This window comes from Amycolatopsis dendrobii, from assembly GCF_014145675.1.
Taxonomy (GTDB): Bacteria; Actinomycetota; Actinomycetes; order Mycobacteriales; family Pseudonocardiaceae; genus Amycolatopsis; species Amycolatopsis dendrobii.
In genome coordinates this window covers 125,369-141,997 of sequence record NZ_JACGZW010000013.1, presented here as the reverse complement: position 1 = coordinate 141,997, position 16,629 = coordinate 125,369, and the positions used below count along the sequence as shown (strand labels likewise).

Annotated in this window: 13 protein-coding genes; 6 read left to right on the top strand and 7 right to left on the bottom strand. The window is 71.2% G+C overall.

Translation table 11 applies throughout. The features are described from left to right. The first annotated feature begins 70 nt into the window (after positions 1–70). The 6 genes from H4281_RS34665 to H4281_RS34640 all read left to right on the top strand — a co-directional run bounded on the left by H4281_RS34665 (position 71) and on the right by H4281_RS34640 (position 4,833). Complete coding sequence (locus H4281_RS34665; RefSeq protein WP_182895085.1) at positions 71–1,438, top strand: purine-cytosine permease family protein; 1,368 nt, start codon at positions 71–73, stop codon at positions 1,436–1,438. After that, positions 1,435–1,842 carry a RidA family protein gene (locus H4281_RS34660; protein WP_182895084.1) on the top strand — a complete coding sequence of 136 codons (408 nt, stop codon included), beginning with the start codon at positions 1,435–1,437 and terminating at the stop codon, positions 1,840–1,842. Before H4281_RS34665 ends, H4281_RS34660 begins: the two co-directional genes overlap by 4 nt. A 23-nt stretch (positions 1,843–1,865) precedes the next feature. Further along, positions 1,866–2,648 (top strand): creatininase family protein, encoded by a 783-nt coding sequence (locus H4281_RS34655; RefSeq protein ID WP_182895083.1) that lies wholly within the window; start codon positions 1,866–1,868, stop codon positions 2,646–2,648. 45 nt (positions 2,649–2,693) lie between these two features. Then, complete coding sequence (locus tag H4281_RS34650; RefSeq protein ID WP_220508274.1) at positions 2,694–3,254, top strand: NADPH-dependent FMN reductase; 561 nt, start codon at positions 2,694–2,696, stop codon at positions 3,252–3,254. Further along, positions 3,251–3,925, top strand: a complete 675-nt coding sequence (locus tag H4281_RS34645; protein ID WP_182895081.1) for a 3,4-dihydroxy-2-butanone-4-phosphate synthase — start codon at positions 3,251–3,253, stop codon at positions 3,923–3,925. Before H4281_RS34650 ends, H4281_RS34645 begins: the two co-directional genes overlap by 4 nt. 170 nt (positions 3,926–4,095) lie before the next feature. Beyond that, positions 4,096–4,833: a twin-arginine translocation signal domain-containing protein gene (locus H4281_RS34640; protein WP_182895080.1), complete on the top strand. Its 738-nt coding sequence runs from the start codon at positions 4,096–4,098 to the stop codon at positions 4,831–4,833. A 142-nt stretch (positions 4,834–4,975) separates the two neighbouring features. Here H4281_RS34640 and H4281_RS34635 read toward each other — a convergent pair whose 3' ends face one another. Genes H4281_RS34635 through H4281_RS34605 form a run of 7 tightly spaced genes read right to left on the bottom strand, consistent with a single transcriptional unit; the run spans position 4,976 to position 16,361 of the window. Then, on the bottom strand, positions 4,976–5,671 hold the full coding sequence (locus H4281_RS34635; RefSeq protein ID WP_182895079.1) for a winged helix-turn-helix transcriptional regulator: 696 nt from the start codon (positions 5,669–5,671) through the stop codon (positions 4,976–4,978). A gap of 12 nt (positions 5,672–5,683) precedes the next feature. Next, on the bottom strand, positions 5,684–6,115 hold the full coding sequence (locus H4281_RS34630; RefSeq protein WP_182895078.1) for an acyl-CoA thioesterase: 432 nt from the start codon (positions 6,113–6,115) through the stop codon (positions 5,684–5,686). Continuing rightward, positions 6,112–11,325 carry a type I polyketide synthase gene (locus tag H4281_RS34625; RefSeq protein ID WP_182895077.1) on the bottom strand — a complete coding sequence of 1,738 codons (5,214 nt, stop codon included), beginning with the start codon at positions 11,323–11,325 and terminating at the stop codon, positions 6,112–6,114. Before H4281_RS34625 ends, H4281_RS34630 begins: the two co-directional genes overlap by 4 nt. After that, positions 11,322–12,254 (bottom strand): RnfABCDGE type electron transport complex subunit D, encoded by a 933-nt coding sequence (locus tag H4281_RS34620; protein WP_182895076.1) that lies wholly within the window; start codon positions 12,252–12,254, stop codon positions 11,322–11,324. The genes H4281_RS34625 and H4281_RS34620 overlap by 4 nt, the downstream gene beginning before the upstream one ends. After that, positions 12,251–14,164: a CRTAC1 family protein gene (locus H4281_RS34615; RefSeq protein WP_182895075.1), complete on the bottom strand. Its 1,914-nt coding sequence runs from the start codon at positions 14,162–14,164 to the stop codon at positions 12,251–12,253. The genes H4281_RS34620 and H4281_RS34615 overlap by 4 nt, the downstream gene beginning before the upstream one ends. Beyond that, complete coding sequence (locus H4281_RS34610) at positions 14,161–15,093, bottom strand: DUF1702 family protein (RefSeq protein ID WP_182895074.1); 933 nt, start codon at positions 15,091–15,093, stop codon at positions 14,161–14,163. Before H4281_RS34610 ends, H4281_RS34615 begins: the two co-directional genes overlap by 4 nt. Next, the gene (locus H4281_RS34605) at positions 15,093–16,361 is read right to left on the bottom strand and encodes an ABC1 kinase family protein (RefSeq protein WP_182895073.1); all 1,269 of its coding nucleotides are present in this window, start codon (positions 16,359–16,361) and stop codon (positions 15,093–15,095) included. Before H4281_RS34605 ends, H4281_RS34610 begins: the two co-directional genes overlap by 1 nt. Positions 16,362–16,629 lie beyond the last annotated feature (268 nt).

The window sequence follows — 16,629 nt, the reverse complement described above, 5'->3', positions numbered from 1 at the left end:
GCGCAGGCTGTGCCAGCCGTGTTACCTATATCAACACTTCCGTCGCAGGGGGCTCTCCGCTGGAGGACAGATGGTCAAAGACGCCCACGCAGTCCGCCCACCCGCCGTGTCCGTCGAGCACCACGGCATCGAAAGGATTCCCGACGACCAGCGCCACGGTTCGCCGCGCTCCGCCTTTTCCCTGTGGTTCGCGGGAAATCTGCAGTACTCCGCGCTCGCGGTCGGCGCCATTCCCACCGCGTTCCTCGGCCTCGGCTTCGGCGAGGCCGTCCTCTCGCTGGCCGTCGGCATCCTGATCGGCAGCGTCCTGCTGGGCTTCGCCGCCTCGATGGGACCCCGCGCCGGGGTGCCGCAGATGATCCAGTCGCGGATTCCGTTCGGCTACTACGGCAATTTCCTGCCGGTGCTGCTCCTGTGCCTGACCGGCCTCGGCTACTTCGCGGTGAACACCGTGCTCGGCGCCTACATCGTCCGCGAACTGTTCGGGCTGCCGTTCCTGGTTTCGCTCGTCGCGGTGGCGGCGGTGCAGATCGTCATCGCGATCGTCGGGCACGATCTGGTGCACCAGGCCGAACGCTTCCTCGCGATCGTCGCGTCCGTGCTGTTCGTGATCCTCACCTGGTACGGCCTGGCGAAAGGCGATCTCGCCGCGCCGGGCGACGTCCTGCACCGGGGCGCGGGCGGAGTCGCCGGAGGCATGCTGACCACCGTCGCCCTCGCTTCGACCAGGACGTTCGGCTGGTCGATCGGCGGTTCGGACTACACGCGCTACCTGCCGCGCGACACGTCCCGGCGGCGGGTGCTGCTCGCGGCGTTCTCCGGCGCGTCGCTGGCCGGGCTGTGGATGGCGGTCGTCGGAGCGGCGATCGGCACCGTGATCACTGTGGACAGTCCGACCGACCTGGTGGCGAAGCTGATCCCGGCCGGCCTCGCCGCCGTCATCCTGGTGGCACTGCTCGCGGCTTCGATCTCCGGCAGCGTCCTGGACATCTACACCGCGTCGCTCGGCCTGCTGATGGCGGGTGCGAAGGTTCGCCGCTGGATCTCCGCGATCATCATCGGCGTACTCGGGACCGCAGTGGGTTTCGTCGCCGGGCACAACGCCGGATCCGTCTTCGGCACCTTCCAGAATTTCCTGTTCCTGATGGGGTATTGGATCGGCCCCTGGCTCGGGATCGTCGTCGTGGACGCCGTGGTATTCGGCCGCCAGGAGATCGACCCGCGGCGGTATTTCGACCGCGCCCGGCGGTTCCGCCCTGGCCTGGCGGCGTTCGTGATCGCCATCGCGGTCTCCGTGCCGTTCATGAACCAAAGCCTCTACACCGGCGCGTTCGCGGCGCGCTTCCCGCAGTTCGGCGACCTCACCCCGTGGGTCGCGGGCGCGGTCGCCGCCCTGGCCTACTACCTCATCCGACGCTATCGAAAGGCCGACGAGTGACAAAACAAGCGCTTGGCCCCTTGAAGTACGGCACCACGGTCCAGCCATGGGGCAGAGGAGCCGCGGCGGGCGGCTTCGTCTTCCTCAGCGGAATCGACGGCGTCACCGACGAGCACGGCCGGCCCGCCCACGGGGTCGCCGCGCAAACCCTGGTCACGCTCGACCGCGTGCACCGGCTGCTCGCCGACGCGGGCGCGGACTTCGAGGACATCGTGCAGTTCGACCAGTTCCTCGCCGATCCCGCCGACCGCGCGGAGTACATGCGGGTGCGCGACGGCTGGCTGGCCGAGCACGCGCCGAAACTGCTGTCCGAGCGTTCGTACGCGTCGTTGCTGATCTACCCCCCGCTGGCCACCCCGGAGATGCGGGTGGAAATCCGGGCCGTCGCCTATCTCGGCGCCTGAGCGCGCTGGAAGGAGAATTCCTTATGGCTTCACGGTTCTTCGCCGAGCTGCGGGCCTCGCAGGTCGAGGCAGCGTGCGGACCGTCCTCGATCGCGGTGCTGCCCGTCGGCGCGATCGAGCAGCATGGCCCGCACCTCCCGCTGGCCACCGACGCACTCGTCGCCGAAGCAGTGTCGAAAGAAGTCGTTGCCGCCCAAGGCGAAGACCTCTGGCTGCTGCCGACGATCAGCTACGGCCGCTCTGTCGAACACACGTGGGCGGCAGGAACCCTTTCCCTGTCCACCGCGACTTTCGCCGCGGTGCTCGACGACATCGGACGTTCGGTCGCCGCCGCCGGCATCCGCCGGATCGTCCTCGTGAACGGCCACGGCGGGAACGTGTCCGAGATCCAGACCGCGCTGCGCGATCTGCGCTTGGCCTACGGCCTCCTGACCTTCGGCATCAACGTTTTCCTCGCCGAGGAGCACGATCCCGCCTGGGCAGCGAGCGAGGACGGGCTCGGCATCCACGGCGGCGCCGCGGAAACGTCCCTGATGCTGCACCTGCGTCCCGACCTGGTCGACCTCTCCGCCGCGGAACGGCGGATCCCCGCGCGGATGGCCGGCAACGTCCACGCCCGATTCGGCGGCAGCGTCGCTTTCGGCTGGCTGGCCAACGATTTCGGCGCCGAGGGCTACCTCGGCGACCCGACCCTGGCCACCGCCGAAGCGGGCGCGAGCGGGTTCAAGTCGATGGTCGCCACCCTGGGCGACCAGCTCGCGGAAGTCGCCCGCTTCGACTTCCCCGATTCCGCCCGATCGCGATAACCCACCGCAGGAAGCCGGTTCGCCATGCATACCGTCCAGGAACCCATGATCGTGGGCATCGGCGGCACCGTCCGCCCCGACTCCTCCTCCGAACGAGCCCTCCGCGCGGTCCTCGGCGCCGTGCGGGCGCACGGGGCTCGCACCGAACTGTTCACCGCGCGAGACCTCGATTTCGCCATGTACGAACCGGATCTCGCGCATCGCTCCCCTTCCGCGACCGCGTTTCTCGACGCCGTCCGCCGCGCCGACGGCGTGCTGATCTCGACGCCCGGCTACCACGGCGGACTGTCCGGCCTGCTCAAGAACGCCTTGGACTACCTCCAGGACCTCGCCGACGACGACCGTCCTTACCTGCACGGACGCGCCGTCGGCTGCATCGTCAGCGCGTACGGTCCGCAAGCCGGGGTGACGACGTTGACGTCGCTGCGCTCGACCGTGCACGCACTGCGCGGCTGGCCGACCCCGCTCGGCGTCGTGGTCGACTCGACTGCCCAGCCGTTCGCCGCCGACGGCCGTGTCGCCGACCGGAAACTCGCCGCCCAGCTCGCGACCGTCGCCGAGCAGGTGGCCCGGTTCGCGACGGCGGAGATCCGGACGGTCGCATGACGCTGCCGGTTCAAGCGACTTCGCTCGACGTACGCCCGATCGACGCTCTGCTCGATGCCCTCGCGCGCGGCCAGCCGGTCGTGCTCACCGCCCTCGAGGACGCGGCCCTCGTCCTGCCCGCCGCGGAGGCGTCCACCGCGGCGCTGGCGTTCGTCATCCGGCATTCCTCCGGTCTGGTCGGCGTCGCATTGCCCGGCGATCGGTGCGACGCGCTCGAACTGCCGCCCATGCGACCGAGTTTCCGCCACGACGACCAGCGTGGCTGGTGTGTCGCGGTCGACGCCGCGAATGGCGTCGCCACCGGGATTTCAGCCACGGACCGGGCGGAGACGATCCGGCGCCTCGCCCACCGCGACACCCGGCCGGAAGACCTCAACCGGCCAGGACACGTGCTGCCTTACGCCACCCGTCCGGACGGAGTCTTCGGGGTCCCCGAAGCGAGCGTAGAACTGTGCCTGCGAGCCGGACTGCCCGCTGCGGCCGCGTTCGCCGCGCTGGTCAGCCCCGAAGATCCGACGCGAATGGCGACGCCGGGCGAAGCGGCCGCCTTCGCCGCCACGCACGGGTTGCCGCTACTCGATTCGGCTGCGGCGGGCCGTTCCGGAATCCCGCGCGACGCATCGTGTCGTGCGCTCTCGGCGGCCGGTTCCGGCGAGCGACACCCGACCTGATGACCGGTGTCGCCTGTCCGGCTGGCGCACTCCCCCGGGTCCGGTCGCCATGGGTCGCCGAGGACGGACACGACCGGGTCGATCTTGCTCCGGGCCCTGTTCGCCAACGCGGGCACTACCTTAAATTCAAGCGAGCCAGAGTCTTCGAAACGCACCCGCGGAGGTAGAGGATGCCTGCTCCGAACGACGAGAAACCCGACCAGCCCGGGCAAGGGTCCGGCAAGGACCGGCGGGACTTCCTGAAGGGCGCCGCCGCCGCGGCCGCGCTGGGAGTGGGCGGGGTCGCGGCCGGCGGCTTGCTGGGCGGGCAGCAGGCCCAGGCCTTCCCGCAGCAGACCGGCCTCCCGCCGATCGGGGCGGAGATCCCGTGCAGCTGCCTGGCGATCAACACGCCGCTGCAGATCCGAACCTCCCTGGTGAGCGTCGATTTCCGCGGCGGGATCAAGGTTCGGGTCGACGTGAACCCCGACGACCCGGTCAACTCGGTGCGGCTGCGGGTGGTCGGGCACCGGGTGTCGGCCGAACTGCCCGGCGGCGACAGCGCGGAGCAGGGCGGCGGCACGATCACGATCGAGCAGAACGACGTCGACGTGGACGCCAAGAGCCTGCTCAAGCTGACCCAGCGGTTCCCGCCGCGCTTCGAGCAGGTCATGGTGCTCAGCTTCACCATGACGATCGACCAGCCCGACGACATGCTGCGCCGGGCGGGCATCCGGTCCCGGAAGGCGTACGAGCCGCTGGTGCTGACCACGAAGGACCCGGGGCTGCTGGTCGGGAAGCTGACCCAGTTCCCGCCGCGAGGGGATCTTTACCAGCTGCAGAACCCGATCGACCTGGTGCTGCCGGACGACCCGGACACCACGATCGCGACGATCCAGAAGTTCCCGGTGAAGGTGGGCGGGCTCTGAGGTCTCGGGCGTGCTGAGCGGCCCGGTTCGTCCTTGCCGGGCGGGCTGGGTCGCTTTGCGAGGTCAGGGGGTCGGGAGTGGGATGGCTGCCGGTGCTGGTGCGCGTTTCCGGCGGCGTGGGTCTCGTGAGTGTTCACCCCGGTTAGAACCGGCGCAGCCGCTCACGAACCATCTGCTCGGGCCGCGCCATCAACCCCAGCACGGTCGAGCAGCGCACCACTGCGTCCGGGTCGCCGGAGAACGTCAGCTTCCCGGTCGCCAGCGCTTCGAACGGGCCCAGCGCCCCCGCGCCGATCCGGACGAAGGTTGTCGCGTCGGTGCGGATGCTCAGCGCCGGGGCGTCGGCGGGGCCGCGCGCCGTCGTGAGCGCGCCGCGGTCGACGGTCAGGTGGAAGGTCTCGTCGTCGACCTGGAATTCGTAGGTTTCCGCGACCGCCGGCAGCCGGCTCGCGTCCGCCATGGACTGGACCGCCAGCAGGGCCCAGTGCGGGCGCGTGACCATGTCCGCGCTCGGTTCGCCCAGCAGCCCGATGCCCCATTTCGACAACGCCAGCACGGGTTCCCGCAGCTGTTCGCCCAGCGGGCCGAGCCGGTAGGCGTGTCCGGTGCCCGTTGCGGAGCGCTCGACGATTCCGGCGGCGCCCAGCTTTTTCAGCCGGTCCGCCAGGAGGTTGGTGCCGATGCCGGGCAGGTCCGCGAGCAGCTCGGTGTAGCGCCGCGGGCCGAGCAGCAGTTCGCGCACGATGAGCAGCGTCCAGCGTTCGCCGACGGTGTCGAGGGCGGCGGCGAGCCCGCAGTACTGGCGGTACTGCCGTTCTCCTCGGGCGGTGGTCGTCACCAGCCCAGCATACTACTGGATTTTCAAGTACGGCGTCAGGGCTGTCCGCAGCTGTCCGGGGACCGGGACCGGTTCGAGCCCGGCGGGCCCGCGGGTCATGCAGGCGACCGACTGATGGCCCCGGGCCACCAGCTGGGGCACCGCGACCTCGGTCCGGTAGTAGTCGAACGCCATCGCCACCCGGTTGCCCTCGAGTTCGCTCAGGGTCATCCGCAGTTCGACGACGTCCCCTGCGGTCAGTTCGCCGAAGTACTCGCAGCCGCAGCCGGTGGTGACCACGGCGAAGCCGTCGGCGAGCGACGCGAGGACGTCCGGGGCGTGCTCGGCGAGGAAGCTCTCCCGGCAATGTCCTTGCCAGCGAATGTAATGCGCGAAGTAGACGTTGCCGACGAGATTGGTCTCCTCCAGCGTGACCGGGTGGCGGTACCGGTAGGCGGGAGTCATGCGACGCCGCCGACCGTCAGCAGGGCGATCGCGATCGGCAGGCGGTAACCGTCCACAGTGAACACGGCCGAGGCGATCCGCGCGTCCCCGGCGGCAAGGACGAGCCAGCCGCCTTCGTAGGCACCGGAAAACCTTGCTTCCGAAGGACTCGCGCTCACCTGGGTCAGGCACCGCGTCACAGTTGAGGCCCGTGCGGCCAGGCGCTCGGGCGGCTCGTCGCACGGGCCCGAGAGGACGCGGAGCAGCCGGGCGTCTGGTGATTCACGAGGTTCCACGAATTCCCAGGCACAGGCTGCCGGACAGGAACTGCCGGCGTCCACGGTGAATGGTTCGCCGATCGATACGCGCAGGGACGGATCTAGCCCGAGGGCCACCGCTGTCCGGGTGATCGCCACCGATAGCAAGGAAGACGGCCAGGGCCGGTCGTCGGGCAGTGCGCCGGTGTCGGCCAGGCGCAGGCCGGTCCAGTGAACGGCGGTGCGGCCGTTCGCGTCGGTGGCGACGACATCCCAGGTGTAGCGGCCGTCGGCGGCGTGTTGTTCGGTGCCGCGGAGTTCCCGCGGGCCGGTCGCGCGGGGGTCGAAGTCGACGCGGTCGCAGGCGACGGGCAGCAACCGCCGCGTCGGGACGCAGGATTGAAGGACGTGCACGGTGGCGTCGTGGGCGGCCGGGTCGCCGAGAACCGAGGCGAACCAGGGCTCGTCGTTCGGGGTGATCGCGGCCCGGCAGGACCACGGGTCCGGGACGGCTGCCGCGGTGACCCGGCGGAACGGTCCGTTGTGGAACAACAGCCGGTCGTACAGTTCGGCCGGCTCAATTCGGCCGTGGTCGGCAACCGCCGGTGAAGGTGCAGTGTTCTCGTTGCAAGACAACGGGAAAGTGGCGGTGAAGTGGTCCGTTTGGAAGGCGGATTCGGCACAGCGCAGCACGGTGGTGATCACGTCGCCGTCCCGCAGCGCGCAGACTCGGACGACGTGCTCTCCGGTGTCGGGAATGACGACCGGCCGGTCGAACCGGACATCGGACGCCGTCGTCAGAGCCCGGCCAGCGACTGTGGAAGCGGCTTGCGCCATGGCTTCCAGCCCGACGACGGCGGGCAACAGAACCGCTCCGTCGACCCGGTGACCGTCCAGCCACGGCTCGGTGCGCAGGGAAAGCGTCGCGTCGGCGACGAGTTCGACGCCGGGGTGGCCTGCGCGGATCCGTTCCAGGAAGCGGCCCGTTCCAGCCGGGAACGCGGCGCCGAGCCGTCCGTGCACGGACACGTCGGCGGGGGTCGACGGCGTGCGCAGCAACCGCAGGAACAGGCCGGTTCCTTCCTCGACCGGGATCGGTGCGGCACCGGAGCGGGCGAGGACCTGCGCCGCGCCCATGCGTTCGGCCATGCCCGCGCCGGACCACGCGGACCAGGCGATGTCGAGCACCCGGCAGGACGGCAGCTCCCGCGCGAGCCGCCGGGCTTCGGCGCGCAGGAGGCCGTTGGCCAGCGCGTAGTGGCACTCCCCCGCCATCCCGGCCGACCCGATCACCGAGCCGAACGTGACCAGCAGCCGCAGCGATCCGGGCGGGACGGCGGCGAGCAACGCGCGGAGCCCGGTGACCTTCGGGCGCAGGTGCGCGCGGATCCGATCCGGCGTCAGGTCGGAGAATCGGGCGGGTTCGTTGATGCCGCTCGCGTGCAGCAGCGCGGTCACCGGGCCGGTTTCGGCGGTGAGCTTTTCCACGGCGAGCGCGACGGCGTCCAGGTCGCCGACGTCGGCCGCCTCGTAGGCGACGCGGATCCCGTCCGCCCTGAGCCGGTCCAGATTTGCCCGGAGGAGATCGTCGGTCTCCGGGTGGGAGCGGCCGAGGACGGCGAGGGCGAGTCCGGTCTCGCCGGCCAGGGCGTGCGCGCACTCGTAGCCGATGCCTTTGCCGCCTCCGCTGACCAGGAGCACGTCTTGGTCACCGAGGAGTATGTCGTCCGGCTTCGCGGCAACAAGCTGTTCGCGCGGTTCGTACCAGGCGCCGTCCTCGCCGAGGACCAGTTCGCGGAAACGGCCGGGTTCGGCGTGGAGTGCGGAGAAATCCGCAGTGCCGGCCGGGACCTGGGCGAGGGTGATGCCGACCCCGGGGTGTTCCTGGTGCAGCGAACGGAAGAAGCCGCTGATCGCGCAGTCGTGCGTCACGACGACGAGCGCCTGGCGGTGCAGGGCTTTCCGCCCGGCGTCGAGCAGTGCCTCGACGTCTTCGGGGTCGGCGAGGCACACGGTTTCCGTCGGACGCCACGATTCCGGCCGGGCCGGCGCCAGGACCTCGGCGAAACAGCCGGTCCAGGGCCGCACGCCCGGCGTCTCCGCATCGGGTTCGGCGGTCTCCGGGAGCCGTTCGATCTCCGCGATCACCTCGCCGACCGAACTGTCCGCGAACGCCATCGACACCGACGGCAGCTTCCGGCCGAGCGCCGACGCCGCCTCGACGACGAGTTGGGTAGCCCGCAGCGAACTCAGGTTGAGGTCGGCGAGCAGGCGGGCGTCGGAGCCGATGAGCGCCGCATCGAGTTCGGTGGCCTCGGCGAGCAGGCCGGTGATCGTCGCGGCGGCGTCGCGAGCCGGCGCGGCGTCGAGCGCCTCTCGCGGGGCGGGGATCTCCGAGGGCGCCGCCGAACACGGGTTCGTCAGGAACTCCGGTTCGCGGTCGAGCTCGATGGGACGGGCGGCTCGTCCGGCGAACCAGCGGACGAGGTCCGCGACGGCTCCGGCGGCGAACAGCGCGGCGGCGGAATCAGCGGACGCGCGGTCGCCGGCTTCGCCGATGTCCAGGCTGACCGCCGCCCGCCCGGCCAGCGCACTCAACGCACGGCCGGGGCCCGCTTCGACGAACAAGTCCGCGTCGACGGCCTGTACGGCGGCCCGGAACTGCACCGGCGCGCACAACTGCCGGACGAGCAGTTCGACGAGATCGTCCTCCTCGGTGAGCGGTCGGCCGTGCACAGTGGACACCATCGTGCGCCGCACCGGAGCGAGAGCCATTCCCTTGAGGAAAGCACGCCACGGCTTGATACAGGCAACCATGGCGGGGCTGTGGAAGCCGTGGGACACGGGCAGCCAGGAGACGCGGAAACCGTGCTGCTCGGCCGTGTCCGCCACCATCCGGAGTTCTTCCACGGAACCGGAAAGCACCTGCGACAGAGCGGAGTTGTCGGCGGCCAGCACGACATCGGTCCCGGTGCAGAGCGCCTGCGCCTCGGCCGCACTCGCCGCGACAGCCAGCATTCCGGTGCCGGGCCTGCCGTACGTGCCCATGATCCGGCCGCGTTCGACGGCCAGCCGTTCACCGTCCTCGGTGGACAGACAGCCCGCCCACGTGAGCGCGGCCAGTTCGCCGAGACTGTGTCCGATCGCGGCGCTCGCGGTCACGCCCAGTTCGTCGAGCCGCGCAAGCGCCGAGGCGCACGCCCGGTAGATCGTGGGCTGAGCGAGCGTGGTGTCGGCCGGTTCCGCGCCGCTCGCGCCCTGTCCGGGGAACAGCAGCGCGACCCGGCCTGGCACGGCGTTGCCCAGCCAGCAGCCCGGAGACCTCGACAGTCGGCCGTGGGTCAGCGTCGGCACCTCGGCTGCCGCGCGGGCGGCGAGCGAGCCCAGCTCAGCCGGGGTGCGGGCGACCAGTGCGGCCCGGACTGGCCCGGCGGCGTCCTGGCGGCCGTACTGGCAGGCGAGGTCGTGCAGTTCGGCTCGCGACAGCCGCGGTGCCGCTTCGGCGATCCGGGTCAGTTCGGCAGCGACGCGCGCCGGGTCCGGCCCGCTGACGGCGAGGACGTCGAATTCCGGAGTCGACCGATCGGCCACCGGAGACCGCACCGGCCGGGTCCGCGTCGGGGTGCCCAGCACGACGTGGGTGTTGATGCCGCCGAACCCCATCGCGCTCACCCCGGCGAACCGGCGGCCTTCCGGCCAGGGCTCCGCCGCCGACAGCACCCGCAGGGTCTCGCCGAGTGCCGGATGCGGGGTCGCGCAGCCGGTGGTCGGCGGCAGCAGCCCCGAAGACACGCTCAGCGCGGCCTTGAGCACCCCAGCGGCTCCAGCGGCGGCCTTGGTGTGCCCGATGTTCGCTTTGACCGAGCCGAGCGCGGCGGCCGACGAGGGCCCGGACCGGACCCGGTTCAGCGCCGTCAGCTCGACGAGGTCGCCGACCGCCGTTCCGGTGCCGTGTCCCTCGTAGAGTCCGATCTCGGCGTGCTCGATCCCGGCCATCTCGCCCGCACGGCGCAGCGCGAGCAGTTGTCCGTCCGCCTCGGGCCGGGTGATACCGCCGCGGCCGTCCGAGGAGACGCCCCAGCCGAGGATTTCCGCGTACACCGGCAATCCCGCCGCGCGGGCGTCTTCGGCGCGGGCGAGCGCGAGCATTCCGCAGCCCTCGCCCGGCCAGAAACCCGCCGAACGCTCGTCGTAAATCCGCATCTCCTCGGCAGCCAGCGCACCGGTCTTGGCGAAGCCGACCAGCTCGAACGGGTCGAGCGACAGGTCCACTCCCCCGGCCAGCGCGAAATCGGCGCCGCCGTCTCGCAACGCCCGGCAGGCGGTGATCACCGCGAGCATCGACGAGGCGCACGCACCGTCCACGGTGTACCCGCCGCCGTGGAAACCGAAGTGGTTGCAGATGCGGCCCGCGATGGTGTTGGCGAGGCTTCCGGCCAGCGTCTCGTCCCCGACCTCGGGAAATGCCGCCAGGTACCGCTTTTCGACCTCTGCGAGGTCGGCCTCGGGCAGCGTCGAGCGCAGGACGTCGCGAACGTAGGGCCAGCGCAGCCGCAGCGTCCGGGCGCGGGTCATTTCGCCGGTCAGGCTGTTGCCGACGACGACGGCCACCCGGTCGGCGTCCAGGCCGGCGCCCGCCGGATGACCCGCGTCGGCCAGCGCCCGGTCCGCGGTTTCCAGCGCCAGCCAGTGCGCGGGGTCGGCGGCGCGGAAGGTCGAGCCGGGGATCCGGAACGCCTCCCGGTCGAACTCCCAGTCCGCCAGCACCGCGGCCTGGGTGCTGTACGTCCGGTCCGGGACGCTCGCGTCGGCGCTCCAGTAATCCGCCAGATCCAGCCGTCCGGGCGGCAACCGCCGGAACGCGCGGCGCTGGTGGAGCACGGTTTCCCACAGCTGCGCCGGGTCGGCCGCGTCCGGGTAGCGGCAGGCCATCCCGACGATCGCGATCGGCTCGCCGGGTTCGCGGCGGGTCATGCGGGTTCCCGGGCCGGCATCGGTTCGGCGGCGGTGCGCTGCGCCGGGACCAGGACCGTCCACTGCGGACTCTTCCGGGCGGCGACCGCGAGCACCACGGCCCGCAGCGCGCAGGTGATCGTCAGCGCGAAGAACAGGCCGAACACGACGTGGAATTGCACGAGCACGCCGTACACCACGGCGGTGGCGAGCCCGAAGCACACCTGGTTCCGTCGCGAGGACGGCGTGGTGCCCGGGTCGGTGATCATGTAGTTGGTGAACAGGACGAACGCCGTCCCGGTGATCGGCAGTACCGCGCTGACCAGCGAAATGTCGGTGAACAGCGCGCGCACCAGGGCTTGGCCGAGAAAGCCGCCGACCCAGCCGAGGATCAGCGGGACCTTGCCGGTGAGCTTGGCGTTGAGCATGGTCCCGGCGATCAGCAGCACGGCGGGCACGATCGCGCCCCACCAGCCGGTGACCCATTCGGTGAACTCGTACGGCGGCGCGATGCCGACCCAGCCGAACAGCAGCAGGACGACGACGATCCCGACGTTGCTCGGGTTCAGCACATGCCTGCTCTTGCCGCCGATCCGCACACGCACGACGTATTTCGAAGCGACACCGACCACCGAGGCGAGCACTGTCGGCATGAACCGGTCGTTGGCGTACAGCAGCATCGCGCACGCCATGCCGGTGATGTAGGCGGGAAGCAGGAAGTCGGCCACCGCGCCGGGTTTGCCGAGGTAGCGCGGGCGGCGCCGGGCTGTCGCGGCCTCCACCGACTCCAGCACGATCTCCGCGGTCAGCGCGGCGAAGACGGCGACCACCGGGGTGAGATACGCCTGTTCGAAGCCGAGCACGGTGTGCCCGAGCACGGTCAGCACGGTGATCGACGCGCCGAACCGGCGCAGGGCAGCGGAACGGCGTTCGCTCGGCGATTTGGTCACCGGTCCTCCTCGATGGTGCCGTCGGGGTTGAGCCGCAGCTGGTGCCAGCCGGGCGGGAGCGACACCGAACCGTCGTGGCGGTGTCCGCAGCCGTCCCGCCACGCCAGGCGGACCGGCACCGCGGAAGGCGGCTGGCTGCCCAGGCCGAAGTGCAGGTCAGGGGCGTTGACGCCGTTGTGCCCATTGGCCGGGTACACCTGTTCCAGCCGCTTCCCTCCGCCTGGCGCGGCGACCTCGGCCTCGGCCCCGATGGCAGGCGAGATCGGCCCGCCTGTCCCGCACGCGTTGCCGCCGACAGGTTTTCGCAAGCGCAGTCCGAGAAATGCACCGGCTGGCGAGGTGTTGCGGTACAAAGCGGACGGCGCCCACTGATTGGCGACGACGAAGTCGAGCCGCCCGTCACCGTCCACGTCGCCGACCGCGAACGCGCGGCTGACCGCGTCGGTTCCGACGCCGACCTGGTCCGCGACGTTCACGTAGCGGCCGTCCGAGCCGCGGGCGAAAAACGAGTTGTGGTCGTGGCCGGACAGTTCGGCGCCCTCGGTGAATCGCGGCCACAGCGCGGGATGGCTGAGCACGAGGTCGTTCGACATCGCGGTCTCCTGCAACTGCGCCCACCGGTTCGCCTCGCCCGCGACGAACCCGGTCGCGTGCATGACCTCGTCGGAACCGGAGTTGGCGAAGTCGGCGGCCTTGACGTCCCACGACCATCCGGTGCGGGACAATCCGAGGTCCTCGCTGCGGTCGTCGTAGGGTGCCACGCCCTCGCGCAATCGAGCGGCTGTTCCGGCTCGATCCATAGTGGACTGGTAGGCGAAGTTGCTTTCCTGCAACGCGTACGGCTCGGTGATGTTGCTGACCAGGATGTCCGGAACGCCCTTCGCGTCGAGGTCGGCGAAGGCCACGCCCATGCCCTTGAACGAATCGTTGCCCAGCACCTTCGACTTCGGCGTCGTCGCGTGCCTGGTTCCCGTCGCCGCACGGAACGCGACGCGGCCCGGAGTCGATTCATTGACCAGCAGATGGTCAGGGCCGAAGTCGTTGGCGACGTACAGATCCGGCAGCCCTCGGCCGCCGATGTCCTGGGCGCCGAGCGCGAGCGCCCACCCGGTTCGGGTGCCCGGCGGGAAAGCGTCGGGCGCCTCGGCGAACCGTCCGGAACCAGCGGAGCGGAACAGCCGGAGCGTGCCGCCGTTGGCGGCGTGGGACAGCGAATCGTTCATCATCAGTTCCGGCTGGTGCGCGCTCGGGTCGAGCACGCGCGCGCCGTCCGGGAAATAGTTGCCGAACACGAGATCGGGGTGGCCGTCACCGTCGAAATCGCCGATCGTGGCCGAGTTGGTGTTCCAGACCCGCCACGGGCTGACCAGCTCGCGCGGCCGGAACGCCGCCGCGGACGGCGTGGCCCCGGGCATACGCTCGAAGACGACCGGAGAACGGCCCCAGTAATAGACGATGACGTCCTGGCGGCCGGTCTCGTCGACGTCCGCGGGCAGGCAGCCCATCGGAGCCGCGAAGGACGGCATCTCCAGCCCGGTCGGGGTCAGCGTGAACGGCTGGTAGCGCGCGCCGGTGCCGGGGGCGGGTTCCACGGTGACCGTGTCGGTACGGGGATCTACCAGGCAGACGTCGTGCGCGACCGGGCCGCCGTCCGCGGCGAACAGGGCGGTCGCCGCGCCCACCGAGGAGATCCACGACCGGATCTGCTCGTAGGCCGGGGCGACGGTGCGCACGTGCCGTCCGCCGGGTGCGTTGTCCGGGCTGACCGGTGCCGCGGCGAACGAGAACTGGTGTGCCAGTTCGGCTCGCTCGGCCGAGGACGACTGCGGAACGACCGTGAACGCGAAGACCGCCGCGCAGCCGAACAGCGCGACCACACGGGCCAGATGCCGGCGCAGAAAAGGTCTCATCGGCTCTTCCTCTCCCAGAGATACCGGATTTCCGCGCGCCAGCGCTGGTAATGCGCGAGCGTGGACGGAGCGGGCAGGCGTCCGAGCGCCCGGTCGGTCCAGTCCGCGGCGACGCCGGTGCTGGTCCCGGCCAGCACCTCGGCCGCTTTGTCCGTGTGCGCGGGCACGATTCCGCTGACCCGCCGGGCGGCGCAGGCGAACGCGCAACCCTGCGCCAGATGAGCGCGGAACGGCCCGGACAGGTCGGCGAGGCGGGCGAGTTCCCCGGCGTCGGCGCCGCCCGCGTACGTCGCGGCGAGGCCGATTCCGCTCCACAGGTCCGGCCGCCGTTCGACCGGGAATTCCGCGATCCGCAACGCGACGCCGTCGGGGTCGGCGCATTCGCAGAACCACAGCGCCCGGCCGAGCCCCTGGTCGCGGATCCGCCGCGGTCCGGACCCGACCCCGGGTTCGACGCGATGGCGGCCGACTGCCCGGTCGGTGTGGAAAAACCCTTGGTGGAAGCCGAATCCGTCCCAGGCCAGCCACCGCAGCAACGGATCCGTTCCCGCGCTCCGCGACGGGCGCAGCCTCAGCCGGGCGTAGGCCCAGCCGATGCCGACGTGCACGAGGTGCGGATAGTCCGCGGCCGGTCCGTTCAGCAGGGCGGCGACCCGTCCGCGCCGGGCCGGGAGGAGCAGGTCCAGCAGGGCGCAGCCCATTCCCGCGCCCTCGAAGGCGAACCCGCGCAGCTCCGGTTCGAGCGCGGACACCCGCTGCCCGAGCGCGTCCCGGCCCGGTTCGACCGAGGCGTTCAGCCCGGTCAGGAACGCTCGCCCGGACGCCTCCAGGACACCGCGGGCAGGGCCGGGGCGAAGCCGGAACCGGCGCAGCCCGAAATCGACCTGCCGCAGGTCCTGGCGCAGCGCCCGGGCCATGACGCCGGGCATCACCGCGTTTCCTGGGGCACGGCCACGACGCGTTCCATCAAGGCGGTGACCAGCATGGGCCGGGCTTCGCGCTGGAAGTCGACGTCGGGATGGAACTCGCGCACTGTGCCCTCCAGGACCAGCAGGGACAGAATCGGGAACACGAACTGCGGATCGGCGTGGAGACCGTGCCCGCGTTGGAGGTCGAACAGCCTGGCGGCGAAGGAAACCAGGTCGAAGTCGGCCGCGCTGCGTCCGGTGTGTTCCGCCACCAGCGCGGCAAGGTCGGCGCGGAACCTCGCGGTGTCGGAACCGGGCGGAGCCTTCGCCGTCGACAGCACGATGTCGGCGCAGGCTTCGCCGTCGCCCTGGCTCATGCAGTAGAAGAACGCCGCGAACTTCTCCCGCGCGGGTTCGGACAGCTGGACGGTGAAACCCGCGTCCAGCACGACGATCGAGCCGTCTTCGCGGAAGTAGAGATTGCCGGGGTGCAGATCGCAGTGGACCACGCCGTCCAGGAAGAGCATCCGGTACACCGCGCGCAACGCCGTGACGACCGCGTTCCGGCGCTCCGCCTCGCCGAGTTCCTCCGGACGGCGACGCGCCAGGCCGTCCAGGAAGTCCATCACCAGAATGTCCTCAGTGGACAGTCCGGGGCGCACTCCGGGCACGGTCACTCCGTCCGCGACGCTGAGCGCTTTCCGGAAGCCTTCGAGCCGCTCCGCTTCCCTTCCGAAGTCCAGTTGCGCGCGAATGCTCTCGGCGAGCTGCGCGGCGACGGCGGTGACCGGCACGCCGCGCAGCACCGGCAGCCGGGCCGCCACCCGTGCGCCTCGTTCCAGCATCGCGAGATCGGCCGAAAGGGACCGGACGATCCCCGGCCTGCGCACCTTGGCCGCGACCGCCTGGCCGTCCGGGAGGTCCACCCGGTACACGCAGGCGATGCTGCCCGCCCCGACCAGCCGCGGCACCCCCGCGCCGAACCTCAGCGCGGGCGGCAGCGTGCGCGGCGGAGCCGGGCGAACCTGGTCGTGCAGCCGGGAAAGCGCGCGACATGTCCGAGGCGGCAGAATGTCCGCCCGGGTGCTCAAAAGCTGGGCAGCCTTCACGAACGCCGGGCCGAGCGCCGCCACCGTGTCCGCCAGCCAGGCGTCTCGGTCGAACCGTTCGCCGCGCAGCCACGCCGCTGCCGTCGCCGGTCCCAGCAGCAGCGACCGTCCGGCGAGGACCGCGAAAGCCCGCGCCGTCCGCAGCGCCACCGCGCCGCCGCCGATTCTCGGAAACGTCATCTCTCCCCTTCGCCGTCCGGGCTGACTGCCGACGAGTGACGTTACAACCAGTAGCGCTGAGAACGCGCCCTGTTACCGCAGGACCATCCGTTCCGGCGAAACCCGGCCGGAAACACCCGGCCGGCAGTACTTTTCCCTTTCGTGGCCGGGAATCCGGCCCGGTTCGCCGCGCGCACTCGGCCGCGGGTCACGGCCGCCGCCCCGGTCGTGCCCCCGCTTGCCCCGATCCAGGCACGGAAAAACACCGTGCGTAGTCACCGCCCGGCGG